Source organism: Arthrobacter sp. DMZ02-1R, assembly GCF_057747935.1.
This window is the reverse complement of the sequence record NZ_CM173230.1, coordinates 2,634,521-2,649,290: the sequence shown is the minus strand read 5'-3', so window position 1 is coordinate 2,649,290 and position 14,770 is coordinate 2,634,521. Positions and strand designations below refer to the sequence as shown.

At 63.3% G+C, this 14,770-nt stretch carries 14 protein-coding genes; 8 read left to right on the top strand and 6 right to left on the bottom strand.

The window, feature by feature from the left end; genetic code table 11:
• Positions 1-130 precede the first annotated feature (130 nt).
• A complete protein-coding gene (locus AC3ANQ_RS12820) occupies positions 131-832 on the top strand; it encodes a FadR/GntR family transcriptional regulator (RefSeq protein WP_488301402.1) in 702 nt (233 codons plus the stop codon).
• An 86-nt stretch (positions 833-918) separates the two neighbouring features.
• On the opposite strand, the gene AC3ANQ_RS12815 is transcribed toward AC3ANQ_RS12820, so the two are convergent.
• The 3 genes from AC3ANQ_RS12815 to AC3ANQ_RS12805 all read right to left on the bottom strand — a co-directional run bounded on the left by AC3ANQ_RS12815 (position 919) and on the right by AC3ANQ_RS12805 (position 2,815).
• The gene (locus AC3ANQ_RS12815) at positions 919-1,245 is read right to left on the bottom strand and encodes an NIPSNAP family protein (protein ID WP_488301401.1); all 327 of its coding nucleotides are present in this window, start codon (positions 1,243-1,245) and stop codon (positions 919-921) included.
• 63 nt (positions 1,246-1,308) lie between these two features.
• Positions 1,309-2,046, bottom strand: a complete 738-nt coding sequence (locus AC3ANQ_RS12810) for a cache domain-containing protein (RefSeq protein WP_488301400.1) — start codon at positions 2,044-2,046, stop codon at positions 1,309-1,311.
• Position 2,047: 1 nt separating this feature from the next.
• On the bottom strand, positions 2,048-2,815 hold the full coding sequence (locus AC3ANQ_RS12805) for a FadR/GntR family transcriptional regulator (RefSeq protein WP_488301399.1): 768 nt from the start codon (positions 2,813-2,815) through the stop codon (positions 2,048-2,050).
• Positions 2,816-3,458: 643 nt separating this feature from the next.
• Here AC3ANQ_RS12805 and AC3ANQ_RS12800 point away from each other — a divergent pair.
• The 7 genes from AC3ANQ_RS12800 (at position 3,459) to AC3ANQ_RS12770 (ending at position 11,357) form a co-directional block, all read left to right on the top strand.
• Positions 3,459-4,400, top strand: coding sequence for a transporter substrate-binding domain-containing protein (locus AC3ANQ_RS12800; protein ID WP_488301398.1), 942 nt, complete (start codon positions 3,459-3,461; stop codon positions 4,398-4,400).
• 42 nt (positions 4,401-4,442) lie between these two features.
• A complete protein-coding gene (locus tag AC3ANQ_RS12795; protein ID WP_488301397.1) occupies positions 4,443-5,459 on the top strand; it encodes an amino acid ABC transporter permease in 1,017 nt (338 codons plus the stop codon).
• 2 nt (positions 5,460-5,461) lie between these two features.
• Positions 5,462-6,286: an amino acid ABC transporter ATP-binding protein gene (locus tag AC3ANQ_RS12790; protein ID WP_488301396.1), complete on the top strand. Its 825-nt coding sequence runs from the start codon at positions 5,462-5,464 to the stop codon at positions 6,284-6,286.
• A gap of 47 nt (positions 6,287-6,333) precedes the next feature.
• Complete coding sequence (locus AC3ANQ_RS12785) at positions 6,334-7,383, top strand: proline racemase family protein (protein WP_488301395.1); 1,050 nt, start codon at positions 6,334-6,336, stop codon at positions 7,381-7,383.
• Positions 7,384-7,501: 118 nt separating this feature from the next.
• Entirely contained in the window at positions 7,502-8,893 is a 1,392-nt protein-coding gene (locus AC3ANQ_RS12780) for a protoporphyrinogen/coproporphyrinogen oxidase (RefSeq protein WP_488301394.1), read from the top strand.
• A gap of 53 nt (positions 8,894-8,946) precedes the next feature.
• Positions 8,947-9,834 carry a 4-hydroxy-tetrahydrodipicolinate synthase gene (gene dapA, locus AC3ANQ_RS12775; protein WP_488301393.1) on the top strand — a complete coding sequence of 296 codons (888 nt, stop codon included), beginning with the start codon at positions 8,947-8,949 and terminating at the stop codon, positions 9,832-9,834.
• Positions 9,835-9,863: 29 nt separating this feature from the next.
• A complete protein-coding gene (locus AC3ANQ_RS12770; protein WP_488301392.1) occupies positions 9,864-11,357 on the top strand; it encodes an aldehyde dehydrogenase family protein in 1,494 nt (497 codons plus the stop codon).
• A 520-nt stretch (positions 11,358-11,877) separates the two neighbouring features.
• On the opposite strand, the gene AC3ANQ_RS12765 is transcribed toward AC3ANQ_RS12770, so the two are convergent.
• From AC3ANQ_RS12765 to AC3ANQ_RS12755, 3 genes are all read right to left on the bottom strand, one after another.
• Complete coding sequence (locus AC3ANQ_RS12765) at positions 11,878-12,279, bottom strand: (R)-mandelonitrile lyase (RefSeq protein ID WP_488301391.1); 402 nt, start codon at positions 12,277-12,279, stop codon at positions 11,878-11,880.
• Positions 12,280-12,298: 19 nt separating this feature from the next.
• Entirely contained in the window at positions 12,299-13,183 is an 885-nt protein-coding gene (locus tag AC3ANQ_RS12760) for an aldo/keto reductase (protein ID WP_488301390.1), read from the bottom strand.
• Between the two features lie 82 nt (positions 13,184-13,265).
• Positions 13,266-14,717, bottom strand: coding sequence for an MFS transporter (locus AC3ANQ_RS12755; protein WP_488301389.1), 1,452 nt, complete (start codon positions 14,715-14,717; stop codon positions 13,266-13,268).
• Positions 14,718-14,770: the final 53 nt, after the last annotated feature.

Below are 14,770 nucleotides of genomic sequence, written 5' to 3'. Positions count from 1 at the left end.
CGCCCCGGACGGAAGATCTGATGTGATGCTGATTACACTAGCACTGGACTAGCCTCTAGTACAGTGGGTCACCTTGTCAACACTCCTCCGTGTATTCTTATTACTCAGAGGACTATGTGAGGAGGCATGAGTGCGCGAGACTGCACCATCTGATCCATTGGCGCGCGTTTCCAGGCCCCGCCTGTACGAACAGCTCGTGACGCAGCTCCTTGGCTATATCGAGTCTGCCCAGCTTGGTCCGGGTGATTTGTTGCCCGCCGAACGGGATCTGGCGGAGCGGCTCGGAGTATCCAGGGCCACACTTGTCCAGGCACTCGTGGCACTGGAGGTTCTGGGCGTCATCGACGTGCAGCACGGCACCGGCGCCGTCCTCGTATACCGGCCCAGCATCGCCACCGTGATCAAAAGCCTCAGGGAACACAGAAGCAGGCTTCCCGAGATCGTCGAAGCCCGAAGCACCCTTGAAGTGAAACTCGCCGGACTCGCCGCGGTCAGGCGCACCGATGCCGAGATGGAGGCAATCGACTTGGCGCTGCAGGTGATGGCTGATGAGATCGCCAACGGAGGCAAAGGCCTGCACGGCGACGAACTATTCCATCAGGCGGTCACGGCTGCGGCACATTCATCGGTGATGGCCCAGCTCATGACCTTCATCGCCGAGATGATCCTCGAAACACGCCTGGAATCCCTGGGGCAGCCAGGGCGGCCCGAGCAATCACTCGCTTCCCACCGCAAGATAGCGGATGCTATCCGTGCCCAGGACCCCGACGCCGCAGCGGAAGCGATGCTGACGCACATCGAGCTTGTCTCCGACGTCGATCTACTCAGGTGACGATCGCCCGCGGGCACCGAGCCGTTCCGGCGGGGACGTTGCGACATCGAAATATACTCAGTTCCTGAAGGGGGGCGAGTAGTTCGTCATCCAAGAGGGGAGAAGCTGGTAGGTGCCAGGCGTGACGATTCGATCGACGAGACAAGCCACTTAGCCCCTGTGCTTGAGGCATCACGGACGGCTATCCATTGGGGGTCGATCCGGAAAGCGTTCCAATTTTCTTCTGGATCGCCTTGGTGGCTGACGAGATAGACCAATACGTCTTGCTGTTCGAGGTCCCGCCAGTAACCGTGACTAATGATTCCGTGATTCTCGAAGATCGCGACAAGGTGGTTGCTAAATTGGCCTAGGAGCTCTTCCCACTTTCCAGGGAGAGCAAAATACTTTCGGAGTTCGTAAATGGTCTTCTCCATTGAAACATCTCCATCGTCGCGCGTTGGCAGGTAGCGGCTGAACAGTCCTCGGGCGGTGCTGGGTTACGTCGGAATGCGGGCCTTGTTGTGAAGGCTGATCAGCCTCCACGGAAGGCGGCTGGGATGGCCGGCGGTGACTCCAAGTGATGCTTCGACTCGTCCCAGGTCCTCCGCCAGGAGGAGGGTGCCGGTGGCGATGCGGGCGTTGTTGGAGGCGATGACCCTGCCGTTGGGTCCAAGCAGGACGACCGCAGGTTCGCGAAGTTGAAGCGTCCGGAGAAAGACTCTCTCAAGCTTCGCGAGGGTCAGATCGCATCCGAGGACGTGGACGCCCTGTGGGGTCGGAGCTGGAACGCAGAGGGTAATGATGTTGACGTTGATGCCGCCGAGGTCAACGTAGGGGCCGACTGCCACAGACCGTCCGGTGGAGACGGGGAGAGTAAACCATTCACGGGTTGTGTAGTCGTAGTAGTTCAGCGAGTCCGGGTTGAGGTCGTGGGTGACGAAGCGGGGGTCGCCCTTGGGTTGGCCCCTCCACCATTCCAGCCAATGTGGAGCCTCGGGGAGGCTGCCGGTCGCGTAGGCGATCCCGGCGCCGTTGATGAGGTCCGAGTTCAGTTTGATGAAATCCGCCAGCGCTTCTTTGAGGAAGAGGAACTCGCTGCGGCGGGGGGTTCCGGGGGCGGCTTTTGCGGCGGCCGTGACAGCGTCTGCGATCTTTTCCAGATCCGTGAACAGGCCGTTGATGCTGGAGGAGAGGGTGCCGGCGGTCCGCTCGAGGGCTTCCATCACTGGTTCCATGTCATGCACCTTCTTCAGCCCGCATTGTCAGCCCGAGGTGTTGCTCTATCAAATATTCCATCTCGCTTCTGCTGTGGTGCTCAGCTGCGTGGGCCGCGGCGTCGGCGTCCCTGCCCCTGATCGCATCGACGATTGCCATGTGCTGTTTCACCAGTGAGTTCTGGCTCCCGGAGTGAACCGGGATACCCCACCAAAGCGTCATGAGTTCGGCTTCGAGTTGAAGCGCGGCCGAGGTCAGTCTGCTTGACTGCGCGGCTATGCTGACGGCCACGTGGAAGCGGCTGTCCATTCGGCGCCGGGCACGTTCATCGACGGTATCCCGGTGGCGCTTTGCCAGGCTTTCCAGATCCTCAATGTTTTGCGGATCTGCGCGGCTGGCAGCAAGCCGGGCAGACATTGACGCGATAGCGGCCCCCAAATCTCCCAGATCCCTGAGGGCTTCAGTGCTCGTCTCCTTGAGCTTATGCTGCAGCTGCGTATCTGTAAGGTCGATCTGGCGGCGGATGACGCTGCCCCCGCTGCGACCGCGGCTGGTTTCGATCAGGCCTTTGGTTCGGAGGGCGGCAAGGGACTGACGAAGGGTAATTGGGGAGATGCCAAGCTCTGCTGCAAGGACAGACTCCGTTGGGAGCCTGTCACCTTCGGTCAGAATGCCCATCAGGATCGCAGTTTCAATCTGGTAGGACACCTGGTCTGCGCGGCCGAGGCCTTCGGGTTCGCTCCCGCGCAGCAACAAGAGCAGGTCAAGGGCTCGACTGGAGATTGCCATGCTCTGCATTCCGCGACGTCCCTTCCTGCTACCGGTAAGGGGAAGCGGAGCTCGCCCCGATTTCCCTATTACCTTGAATCTTTACACATTCACGGTCCGTTGGTAACTACCGGCCCGCTGTTCCGAGTGAACTTAATTGTGAGGCCCGGCGAGTCCAAGGGGCGATTCAGCGCTGCCGGAGCGCCTCCTCTGCAAGGATCCTCGGCCGCGGAGCCTCCGATCTAAAACATACAAACATAAACTATTGCTTGAACCGGTATTTCTGTGATCTACTTCATATACCCGCAGGGGACGGGACGCGATGGATGCGTTGGCCACCAGCCGATCCTGGTGGAAATCCGTCGGTCGAGAACTATGAGCGTCCAGGCGACGCTCAGCAATGGCACTCACGGCAGGGAAGCGGCCAGAGATGACTTACGAATAAGCCCAGCCCATCGGAGATCGGCATGTCCTCTCGTTCCCTGCCTGCCAGAGACGGATCCCCGTACCGCGTTAGCAGATCTTCCTTCGCCCCCGTGCAACCCAGCGCCCCTGGTCCGGGGGAGGCGGTAATCAAACTGCGGCTCCGGCGTTCGGCCGCGCAGTTACCAACTCGCCACCTCTGGCGGATAACCATCAACGACAGTCACCTCAGGAGAGACCCATGAACCTTCGCCCGTTCTCCCGCATGACGCGGGGCACCCTCACAGCGACCATCCTCGTCACCACCTTGCTCGGAGCCTCCGCGTGTGGCTCTTCCCCGCAGACCCAGCCTGCTGGAGGTGCGTCCAGCGCGGGCTCCACGCCCAGCACGGATTCCACGCTGGTCCAGATGCTGCCGGCCTCGATCCGTGACAAGGGAACCCTGACAGTCGCCGCAGCCGTCTACGCGCCAGCAGTCATGCAACCCTCAGGAGGCGGCGAGGTGACGGGCTGGGACATAGAGCTCACACGTAAGGCAGCGGCCCTGCTCGGCCTGAAAATTGACTTCAAGATCATTCCCTTCGACGGCGTCATCCCCGGACTGCAGGCGGCCCGCTACGACGCAGCCACCGGGGAAATCAACGTGACCCCGGACCGGACCAAGGTGGTCACTTTCGTCACCAACCACGTCTCAAAGGATGCATTCATCGTCAAGGCTGACTCGGCCAAGGTCGGCTTTGACAAGCCAAGCGACGTCTGTGGGCTCAAGATCGGGGCTGCCCTCGGATCCTCCGAAGCAGCCAGCGCCCAGTCCATGGCCGACGAGTGCAAGTCTTCCGGCGGCGCCTCGACCACAGTCGAAACTTTCCAAACGCAGGCTCAGGTCAACCTCGCGCTTAGCCAGTCACGGCTCGACGCCGCCTTGGCCAGCGGCAGCCAGGCTGCCTACACGGTCGATCAGACCAAGGGTCAGTTCAAACTGGCCAAGCTCGGCTTCGGCCCGGAGATCAAGACGGGCCTCGCTCTGGCCAACAACGCCGATACCGCCCAGCTCGCCAAGGCCTTCCAGGCCGCCACCGACAAGCTCATCAAGGACGGCGACCTGGCCAAGGTCCTGGGCCAGCTCAACGGCGGTCTCGGTGCCGTGGACAAGTCCGAGATCGTCCCGGCCCCGAGCAGCTGACATTCAGCTGGCGTCACACAGAATCGAAAGGCAGTAATTGCTATGGAAAGCGCTAAAGCAAAGACGCAGCCACAACATACGCCGTCCAACGCGGCCAGCGCCACGTCTGCATTGACCGCCGATCAGCAGACCTTGGCTAGGGAAACCGTCCCGCTGCGTCACCACGGTCGAACCGTCGCCGCTGTCTTCCTGTTGTTGGTAGTCGCGAACCTCGTCCACTCGATGGTGACCAACCAGAACTTCCAGTGGCCGACCGTGTGGCACTACCTGTTCTTCCCGGAGATCATGGCGGGGCTGGGGCGCACCCTGATCCTCACCGTCGTAAGCATGACAATGGCGATTGTGCTGGGGATCCTCCTGGCAGCGTGCCGACTGTCAGGAAACAAGGTCCTTCAGGCTGTAGCCGGTGCATACTTGTGGTTTTTCCGGGGAACGCCGCTGCTGATCCAGCTCATCTTCCTATACAACCTTTCGGCGCTCTACCCTCGGCTCGGCATTGGCGTCCCCTTCGGGGGGCCGGAGTTGCTCGGGGGCTCCACCAATTCCGTCCTGTCGTTGTGGACAGTTGCCCTGGTAGGTCTGGCCTTGCACGAATCTGCCTACATGGCCGAGATCGTCCGGGGCGGCTTGCTCTCGGTGCCCAGGCACCAGACCGAGGCGGCCGCGGCCCTGGGGATGAACAACGTGATGTCCTTTCGACGCATCATCCTGCCCCAGGCACTGCGGGTGATCGTGCCCCCGACGGGCAACCAGGTCATCGGCATGCTGAAGTACAGCTCGCTCGTCAGTGTGATCGCGTTGCCTGATTTGCTGTACTCCGCTCAGATGATCTACACCCAGACCTTCGAGACCATCCCGCTTCTCATCGTTGTCTCGTTCTGGTACCTGCTGTGCACCAGCATCCTGACCGTATTCCAGCAGCGCATCGAGCGCTACTACGGACGCGGGGTTGCAGGACACCAGAGCACCACTCCCGCGCGTGGCCGGATCCTCGGCCTGGGGGTACCGCGTAAACGCGTCCGTACGACATTGTCATCAACCACTGCCGAGGAGGGCTAGTCATGACCGCCATCGCCCACACGGAACACATGAGGGATCAGTCTGATCCCATCGTGAAGATTGTTGAACTGCGCAAGAGCTTCGGTGACTTAGAGGTTCTCAAGTCTGTCAACCTGGACGTCTACCCTGGCCAGGTTGTTGTCATCCTCGGTCGATCCGGCTCGGGCAAGTCGACCATGCTGCGATGCATCAACCACCTCGAAAAGCCTTCTGGCGGAGCAGTCCTGGTCAACGGTGAGGTCGTAGGATACCGCCTCAAGGGCGAGAAACTTCATGAGCTGCGGCCGAACGAAATTGCCCGCCAACGGGCGGCCACAGGCATGGTGTTCCAATCCTTCAACCTGTTTCCGCACCTCACCGTCCTGGAGAACCTGCTTGAGGCCCCGTGTCGGGTCCTGCGTCGATCCCCCAATGAGGTTCGCGAAGAGGCAATGAAGCTGCTCACCAGCGTAGGTCTGGCCGAGAAGGCCAACGTCTATCCCGGCACTCTTTCGGGGGGCCAACAGCAGCGGGTCGCCATCGCGCGGGCCCTGGTCATGAAGCCTTCGGTGATGCTCTTCGACGAACCCACTTCAGCGCTCGACCCCGAGCTCGTTGGCGAGGTTCTTGAAGTCATGAAGGAGCTGGCGCGAAGCGGCATGACCATGATCGTGGTGACCCATGAGATCGGGTTCGCCCGCGGAGTCGCCGACGAGGTTGTCTTCATGGCCGAAGGGCGCGTCGCAGAGCAAGGCCCCCCATCGCAGGTGATCGACAACCCCCAGGCCGAGGCCACCAAGACCTTCCTTCGCACCCTTAACGAACGCCGGGACACTCCTGTTCAATGACGGCTCAGCCCTGACAAGAGATCTACTTTCACACCTGGAGTACTTGAATGCGCTTTAGCAAAGTTTTCAACATCGTGGGGTGCCACGTAGGCGGTGAAGTCTGCAACGTGGTTGTCGGTGGAGTTGGCGACGTTCCCGGGAACAGCATGTTTGAAAAACGCCTTTACCTTGAGCGGGAACGCGACGACATCAGACAGCTTCTGCTGAAGGAGCCCCGCGGATCCATGATCCGGTCAGTCAACGTGGTCCTTCCCTCGGCCGACCCAGCCGCAGCCATGGGCTACGTCATCATGGAGTCTGAAGAATACCCGGTCATGTCCGGCGGCAACACGATCGCCGTCGCCACGGTTTTGTTGGAGACGGGCATGGTGCCGATGCAGGAACCTGTCACCGAACTCACCCTGGAATCACCCGCGGGCCTCATCCGACTACGTTGCGAGTGCCGGGACGGGAAAGTACTCAGCGTTCGTTTCACGAATCAGCCGGCCTTCGTTTACGAGTTGGATGCCAAGATCGAAGTGCCCGGTCTTGGTACCGTCACCTTGGACGTGGCGTGGGGCGGCATGGCGTACGCGATCATCGATGCCGCAAGCCTTGGATTCGATCTGGTGCCTGATGAGGCAAGGGATCTGTGTCTCATGGGTCAGCGCATCAAGGCGGCAGCTGCAGAGCAACTGGTGACGGTTCACCCCGAGAATCCGAAGTTCGCGGGGATCACCAACACCGAGTTTACGAAACCGCTACAGCGCCGAGGCGATGTCATCTATTCCCAGAATGCCGTCGTCGTGTCTCCCGGGAGGATTGACCGGTGCGCATGCGGTACAGGGACATCTGCCCGGCTCGCCGTGATGCACGCCCGTGGACTTATCGTCCCCGGACAAAAGTTCATTCACGAGTCGCTGATCGGCAGCCGATTCGAGAGCAGCATCGAGTCGCTGACCACGGTTGGCGGTTACGACGCAGTAGTGCCTAGCGTCGCTGGGCAAGCGTGGATCACCGACATGTCCCAGGTCGGCCTCGACCCAACCGATCCCTTTCCGCTGGGATACGTGCTCTCCGACAGCTGGATGCGAAGCAGCAGCACAGTCACCTCATAATTCCGCTTCTCCGCGCTAGCTCGTACATCCCCAGCAACCGATCCCTGCTCTTTACTGCCTAGAGCGTGCTCCAGGCAGTCCGGTACACCACAGATTTTCAAAAAGGAAAGTTCAAAGCATGAAAGATGTAGTCATCGTCGGCGCTGGTCTCGCCGGTCTTTCCGCCGGATGGCGCCTCCGCCATTGGGACACACTCTTACTGGAATCCGGGAACCGCGTCGGTGGGCGGATCCGCTCCGAACGCCGGGGTGCCTACTGGTTGAACTGGGGCGGGCACGTCTTCGCCGGGGCCGGCTCCTCCACGGACGCCTTGCTCAATGAAGTCGGCGTGACGGCCGTCCAGATCCCCGGATCCCTCCAGGCGCTGTCCATGAACGGCAAGTTCATCCGCGAGGGACACATCGCCACCTACCCGTTCCGCATTCCGATGTCCCTCACGTCCCGGATCGACACCCTGCGGGCCGGCCTGAAGGTCGTGAGCGGCGTCGCCAAGTACACCAGTGTGGTGCGGAAGCGTTCGGGGGAATCCGGCGCCATGCGGCAGCAGCGCATCTACGACTTCGCAAACGACAGCTCTTTCCAGGACTTCATCGGAAATCTGTCCGAGGACGCGGCCGCCCTGTTCAAGACCACTGTCACGCGCTCCGCCGGTGACATGGACCAGATCTCTGCCGGTGCCGGAATCGGCTACTTCAGCCTGGTACTTGGCATCGGGCAGGGGCTCAGCCAGGGCATTGTCGGCGGCCCGTCCACCCTGACCGAGTCAATCGCGGCCGCCCTGGGCGATCGCGTCCAGCTCGGAGCAACCGTGCAGGAAGTAGTGCGCCGGAAGAACTCAGTGTTGGTCAAGTACAGCCAGGGCGGTGTGGACCGTGAAGTGGAGGCCCGTGCCGTGGTCCTGGCGACGACTGCCGATGTGTCGCACAGGATCGGCGTGGACCTTCCGGAGGACCTGCGCGGGGCCCTGAGCCAGATCAAGTACGGCCCGCATGTGAGCACGGCATTCCTGACCAACGAGACGTCAGCCAGGCCCTGGGACGACATCTACGCCATCGCAGCACCGAAGCGCTCGTTCGCGATCGCCCTGAACCAGGCCAGCATCGTCCGCGGTTCCGAGTCCGTGCGGAAGCCCGGCGGCAGCTTCATGACCTTCTCCCCGGCCAGCCTGGGCCGGGCGCTTCTGGACAAGAGCGATGAGGAAGTCATCCAGACCCACCTCACCGACCTGGACCAGGTTCTGGGCCACGGATTCGCGGACAGCGTGGTGGAGGCCAAAACGGATCGGTGGAAGATCGCGTCCCCATACTGCTTCCCTGGCCGGGCCAAGCTCCAGTCGACGCTCATGCGAGGGACCGAACGCGTGTTCCTGGCCGGAGACTTCCTCGGAACCCTCTACACCGAAAGCTCCATCACCACCGGTTTCTCCGCGGCCCAGGAAGCTGCCAGCTTGCTGGCCACCGACAAACAGCGAACCGCGGCCCCCGCCCTGCACCTGGCCACAGGCACCTAATCCGGCGCGTGCCCCCGCCTTCGATCCAACACCACCAAGGAGAACAGCCCACCATGTCACACCAACTCACAGGTGTCCTCACCGCACTGTCCACCCCGTTCGACCACGACGGCGCCATTGACGTCGAGACCCTGCGGCGCATCGTTGACCGTTCCATCGACGCCGGGGTCGACGGCGTCGTGGCCGCCGGCTCTACCGGCGAGGTCGGCGCCCTGTCCTCCGAGGAGCGCCTGCTCCTGATCAAAACGGTCATCGAGCAGGCGAACGGCCGGGTCCCGGTCATCGCCCAGACCGGCGCCACGTCGACAGCCGAGGCCATCCGGCTCTCGCAGGCGGCTGAGAAGGCGGGCGCGGACGTCCTCATGCTCATCACGCCGTACTACGAACCGCTCTCCTTGGAGGAAACTGTCACGTACATCAAGGATGTGGCGGCGTCCGTCGATCTCCCGATAATGCTCTACAACATCCCGGCCGTCACTGGCGTCAACCTGGATCCGGCCACCGTCCGTTCGCTGGCCGAAGACGTGGAGAACATCCGCTACATCAAGGACTCGAGCGCGAACTGGGAACAAGCCCTCCAGCTGATCCACCACCACGCGGACGTCATCGGCACCTTCATCGGCTGGGACGCCTACCTCTACAGCGCCCTCGCCGAAGGCGCCGCCGGCGTGATGGCCGGCACAGCCAACGTCGTACCCAACGAGATCGTCGCGGTCAGCCGTCGCATCGCCGAGGGCGACCTCAGCGGCGCCCTCAAGCTGTGGAAGCAGCTGTACCCGGTCATCGACGCGCTCCTCTCCGCGCCGTTCATCGCGTCCGTCAAGGCCGGACTTTCCCTGCAGGGGCTTCCGGCCGGATCGCCACGGCGCCCCACGGCGGACCTCAACGCCGAGGACCTGGCACGGGTCAAGAACGCCCTCGCTGCCCTCAACCAGAAGTAGCAAACAGGACCGAAGGAACAAGGAAAAACATGACCACGACAAACACAGGATTGTTCACCGTCGGCAGAGCGTCAGCCGCGCCGGCGCCATCCCTGCCTCCATTCGGCCAGTTCATCAATGGGGCGTTCGTCGCGTCCAGTTCGGCCTCAACCGTCGATGTGGTGAATCCGGCCACTGAAGAAATCCTGATGCAGGTTCCCGCCGGTTCGACCAAGGACGTCGACGCCGCAGTAGCAGCTGCCGTCGCGGCCAAGACGGACTGGGCAGCGAAGGCCCCCAAGGATTGTTCCGCCGTCCTTCTGCGCATCGCGGACATCATCGAGGCAAACCGCGAGCTTCTCGAAACCCTCGAATCCGCTAACACCGGTAAGCCGGCCGCCGTAGCTGAGGACGATATCTCGAGTGCGGTTGACGTCTTCAGGTTCTCTGCGGGCGCTGTCCGGGCCTTCACCACGCCCGGCGCGGGCGACTATGCGGAGAACCACACCTCGGTGATCTTGCGCGAGCCTGTGGGAGTGGTCGGCGTGATCACTCCGTGGAACTACCCCCTGCTCATGGCCGCCTGGAAGATCGCCCCGGTCCTGGCCGCCGGCAACACGCTGGTGCTCAAACCCTCGGAGCAGACGCCGTTGACCACGCTCAAGCTCGCCGAGCTCATCGCTGCCGAGGTTCCGGCCGGTGTACTGAACATCGTTACCGGCTCCGGACGGGTGGTGGGAAACCGGCTTTCGGAACACCCCGACGTCGACCTTGTCGCCATCACCGGAAGCGTAGGCAGCGGTCAGAAAGTAGCGGCAAGTGCAGCGTCCACCGTCAAGCGCGTGCACCTGGAACTCGGCGGCAAAGCGCCCGTCGTCGTCTTCGACGACGCCGATCTGGAAGCCGCCGCCAAAGGCGTTCGCGAGGCCGGATTCTGGAACAGCGGACAGGAGTGCGGCGCGGCCTGCCGTGTCCTCGTCCACGAATCGGTCGCAGAAAAGTTCACTGAACTACTGATACGGGAGGTCAGCGACATCTCCGTCGGCACTCCCGGCGCGGGGAACGACGTCGAAATCGGTTCCATGATCTCGAAGGCCCACTACGACAGGGTCCTGGCCGCACTCGAGGACATCCGCAAGGACGGCCTGACGATCGCCGTCGGCGGCAACGCCATGGAGGGCCCGGGCTACTTCATCGAACCCACTCTCGTGACCGATGTTCCAGCCGGGGCCGCGATCACGAGCACGGAGATCTTCGGACCGGTCGTGTCGGTGGAGACCTTCGGCACCGACGCGGAAGCCGTCACCCGGGCCAACGAAACCGTCTACGGGCTCGCCGCTTCGGTGTGGACCACGAACGCCGCCCGCTCGCTCTCCATCCCGCGCCGCCTTGACTTCGGCACTGTCTGGGTCAATTCACACCTCGTCATCGCCAACGAAATGCCGTGGGGCGGCTTCAAGGGCTCCGGCTACGGCCGGGACCTTTCCATCTACGCGCTGGAGGACTTCTCCCGCACCAAACACGTCATGTACAACCGCGGCTGAGGCGCGATAAGCAATCGGTGGCACCACCGTCGGTCGGAATAATCGGTGGCGGGCGTGGCGTGCAGGGTGAGTAGTTAGCAGGGGAGACAGGTAGTCGCCACTCTTGGGCTCACGGCTTCAGCCCGGGTACGCTCGCACCGCTGTGCCGGGAGACCGGCTGGGAATTCGGCGGCATCTTGTCACGCCGCAGTCTGGGCGTTGTCCCGAAAGTTCATGGTGGCCGGCCCGTCCATCCGTTCCGGATGGACGGGCCAACCGTGACCCGACCTTCGCCGGCGTCTACGAACCTGGAGCCGATGCCGGTTACTACGCCATGATCCACGACGTGCTTCCTGGCACCCACACCCTGAATTTCACCGGGACACTCAACGGCCAAACCATCAACTCGACTTATGCCCTGACGGCCGTGCCATAAGCGAGCGACACCCCACTGTTCGTCAGTGCGTTGGATGTCGAGGGACATGCAAATGGGAAACGCCGCCCCGCAACGTCTTGGGCTGATGATAATGGCGTCCGGTGTTTAGCGACCGTTGTACTCGTCGTCTGTGATGTGCTCGCGCCAGGTGGTGGTCTTGGAGGGGTCCTCGCCGTTCTGAAGCATGGCGATGTGCTCCATGAAGCAGCCGGGGGCAGCAGCGTGCCAGTGCTCCTCATCCGGTGGGGTGTAGAGCGTCTGGCCCGGACGGACCTCGATGATCTTGCCGTCTCGGGTGCCGAAGCGGCCGACGCCCTGGGTGACGCGTAGGTACTGGCCGTGCTTGTGGGAGTGCCAGGCAGTGCGGGCACCGGGAGCGAAGCGAACGGTCGCGACGACCATCGTCTGGTCGCTTTCATGGGGCAATGCGATCGGGTCGAGCCAGACGTCGCCGGCGAACTGGGCCGGCGGGTTCTTCGTGGTCGGCGCAGTGGGTTCGATATTCATGGTGTTCCTTCTCTCTGTCTTAGGCTTCGGGGATAACCATGGCGAAGCGTTCCTCGCGGGCTTCGTCAGGGTCCGGACCGTTGCGCACGCCGGCGTCGAGCGCGTCGATGGCGGCGAGTTCGTTGGCACTGAGTCCGAAGTCAAAGACGTCGAAGTTCTCGGCGATGCGTGCCGGGTTGGTCGATTTCGGGATGGCTGAGCGGCCCTGCTGCAGGTGCCACCGGAGCATGACCTGGGCCGGACTCTTGCCATGCGCCCGCGCGATGGTGGCGATTGCCGGGTCTTCCATGACGTTCCGCCGCTCCTGGCCGCCCCATCCGGGGTAGAAGGTGATCCCTCCGATCGGCGACCAGGCCTGGGTGAGGATCCCGTGCGCGGCGTGGGCGGCTTGGACGGCGGGCTGGGTGAAGTAGGGGTGAAGTTCGATCTGGTTCACGGCCGGGACGACGTCGGTCGAGTCGAGCAACTGCTCCAGGTGGTGCGGCATGAAGTTGCTGACGCCGATCGCCCGCACACGCCCGTCGGCGAGCAGGGTCTCCAGGGCCTTGTACGCGGCGATGGTTTTCTCGAACCGGTCGGGGGCGGGCTGGTGCAGGATGAACAGGTCCAGGTAGTCGACGCCCAGCTTGCCAACAGCCTTATCCCAGGCGTGCAGGGCCTGGTCGTGGCCGTAGTCGCTGACCCAGACCTTGGTCTCGATGAACACCTCCGCCCGGTCCAGGCCCGTGCGGCGGATGCCTTCGCCGACCTCCCGCTCGTTGCCGTACGCGGCAGCGGTGTCGATGTGCCGGCAGCCGGTCGTCAGCGCGGCTGCGACGGCCGCCGTCGTTTGTTCCGGGGCGCTTTGAAAGACGCCCAGGCCCAGGGCTGGCATTGTGACGCCGTTATTGAGAGTAAGTTCCATGTCCATGCCTTTCACGGTATGCAGATGTGCGGGGTTGTGGGAGTGCATGTCAGTACCCCCTTGGAATGGGTGGTCCGGAGATTCAGCGGGCGGTTTCGAGCTGCGGCGCGGGGGCGGGCTGCCGGGGTGTCCTGGTGCGGCGGGCGGCCAGGTCGGCAGGAAGGATGAGGGCCGCTGTGACGGCCAGGGCCAGGAGCAGGAGAATGCTGCCGGTCGTGAGGGCGACGCTGACCTGGGCGGCCAGGTGCGCGACGGCGGAACCCGCGGTCGGGACGGTCGCTGCCGCCGCGACCGCGATGCCAAGCCCGAGGCAGGTGCCCACCTGGTGGAAGGTGTTCACCAGGCCCGATGCCGCGCCGGCGTCGGCGGCGGGGGCTCCGATGATGCCGAAGGAGGTCAAGGGCGCAAACGCGAGACCCTGTCCGGCCCCGATGAGGACCATCGGCAGGGCCACCCCGGTCAGATAACCGGAGTCGACACCGGCCCGGCTGAGCCAGAACATCCCGGCAAGAGTGACCAGGATGCCGGCCACGAGCGGGACGGAACCCGGCATCCGGCCCATGAGCCGCGGGATGCTCATCGCGACGGCGAAGTTCACTGCGGTCATGGGCAGGAATCCGATGCCGGCCTGCAGGGGGTCGAAGCCGAGTACTTCCTGCAGGAACTGGGTGGTGAAGAAGAAGAACCCGATCATTGCGCCCAGGTACAGGAAGCGGGCAACATAGGCGCCGGTTCGGCGGCGGCTCGCGAACAGCCGCAGCGGCATGATCGGCTGTGCCGCCGTGCGCTCGATCAGCACGAACACGAGAAGGAGCACGACGCCGGCACTGACGGCTGTGACCGTGCCCGGCGAGTTCCAGCCGGCGTCGGCGGTGTTGATGATGCCGAACACGAGCGCGCCGACACCGAGGGTGGCGCTGAGCGCGCCGAATGCGTCGAAGCGGCCGCGGGCCCGGTCTGATTCCGGGATGAAACGCGGCGCGAGTGCGATCATCGCGGCACCGATGGGTACGTTGACGAAGAACCCGGCCCGCCAGGAGATCCAGTGGGCAAGCGCACCGCCGATGACCAGCCCCAGGCTGGCGCCGATCCCTGCTGTGGCGCCGTACAGGGCCACGGCCCGGGTGTGTTCAGGGCCTTCCGGGAAGCTCGCGGTGAGCAGGGAGAGTGAGGCGGGCGCGACGATCGCTGCCCCGACACCCTGCACGGCGCGGCCGGCGATTGCCCACCAGCCCGCCGGTGCGACGCCGATCAGCAGCGACGCGATCGAGAACACCACCAGCCCGAACACGAAAACCCTCCGGCGGCCGAGCAGGTCTCCTGCCCGGGCTCCGAGGAGCAGCAGGCCGCCGAAGACCAGCGTGTACGCATCCTGAACCCAGGAGAGCTCACCGGTGCTCAGCTTTAGGTCTGCCTGCAGGCTCGGCAGGGCAGTGAAGATGACCGAGTTGTCCAGCAGGATCATGAAGTAGCTGACGAGGATGATCGCCAGGATCGCTCCCGGGTGGGAAGCTGTTGCGGGTTCAGGTTTCATGGCTTCAATGCAACCCTGATTCCCTACGGGCCGGGAGTCACGGCCGTTCCGGG

What these genes read in the sequence shown, in the direction of transcription:
- AC3ANQ_RS12790 (WP_488301396.1), top strand. Translation starts at nt 5,462, where the DNA reads ATGACCGCCATCGCCCACACGGAACACATGAGGGATCAGTCTGATCCC.
- AC3ANQ_RS12755 (WP_488301389.1), bottom strand. Translation starts at nt 14,717, where the DNA reads ATGAAACCTGAACCCGCAACAGCTTCCCACCCGGGAGCGATCCTGGCG.
- AC3ANQ_RS12765 (WP_488301391.1), bottom strand. Translation starts at nt 12,279, where the DNA reads ATGAATATCGAACCCACTGCGCCGACCACGAAGAACCCGCCGGCCCAG.
- AC3ANQ_RS12770 (WP_488301392.1), top strand. Translation starts at nt 9,864, where the DNA reads ATGACCACGACAAACACAGGATTGTTCACCGTCGGCAGAGCGTCAGCC.
- AC3ANQ_RS12760 (WP_488301390.1), bottom strand. Translation starts at nt 13,183, where the DNA reads ATGGAACTTACTCTCAATAACGGCGTCACAATGCCAGCCCTGGGCCTG.
- AC3ANQ_RS12805 (WP_488301399.1), bottom strand. Translation starts at nt 2,815, where the DNA reads ATGGCAATCTCCAGTCGAGCCCTTGACCTGCTCTTGTTGCTGCGCGGG.
- dapA (WP_488301393.1), top strand. Translation starts at nt 8,947, where the DNA reads ATGTCACACCAACTCACAGGTGTCCTCACCGCACTGTCCACCCCGTTC.
- AC3ANQ_RS12795 (WP_488301397.1), top strand. Translation starts at nt 4,443, where the DNA reads ATGGAAAGCGCTAAAGCAAAGACGCAGCCACAACATACGCCGTCCAAC.
- AC3ANQ_RS12800 (WP_488301398.1), top strand. Translation starts at nt 3,459, where the DNA reads ATGAACCTTCGCCCGTTCTCCCGCATGACGCGGGGCACCCTCACAGCG.
- AC3ANQ_RS12785 (WP_488301395.1), top strand. Translation starts at nt 6,334, where the DNA reads ATGCGCTTTAGCAAAGTTTTCAACATCGTGGGGTGCCACGTAGGCGGT.
- AC3ANQ_RS12780 (WP_488301394.1), top strand. Translation starts at nt 7,502, where the DNA reads ATGAAAGATGTAGTCATCGTCGGCGCTGGTCTCGCCGGTCTTTCCGCC.
- AC3ANQ_RS12810 (WP_488301400.1), bottom strand. Translation starts at nt 2,046, where the DNA reads ATGGAACCAGTGATGGAAGCCCTCGAGCGGACCGCCGGCACCCTCTCC.
- AC3ANQ_RS12815 (WP_488301401.1), bottom strand. Translation starts at nt 1,245, where the DNA reads ATGGAGAAGACCATTTACGAACTCCGAAAGTATTTTGCTCTCCCTGGA.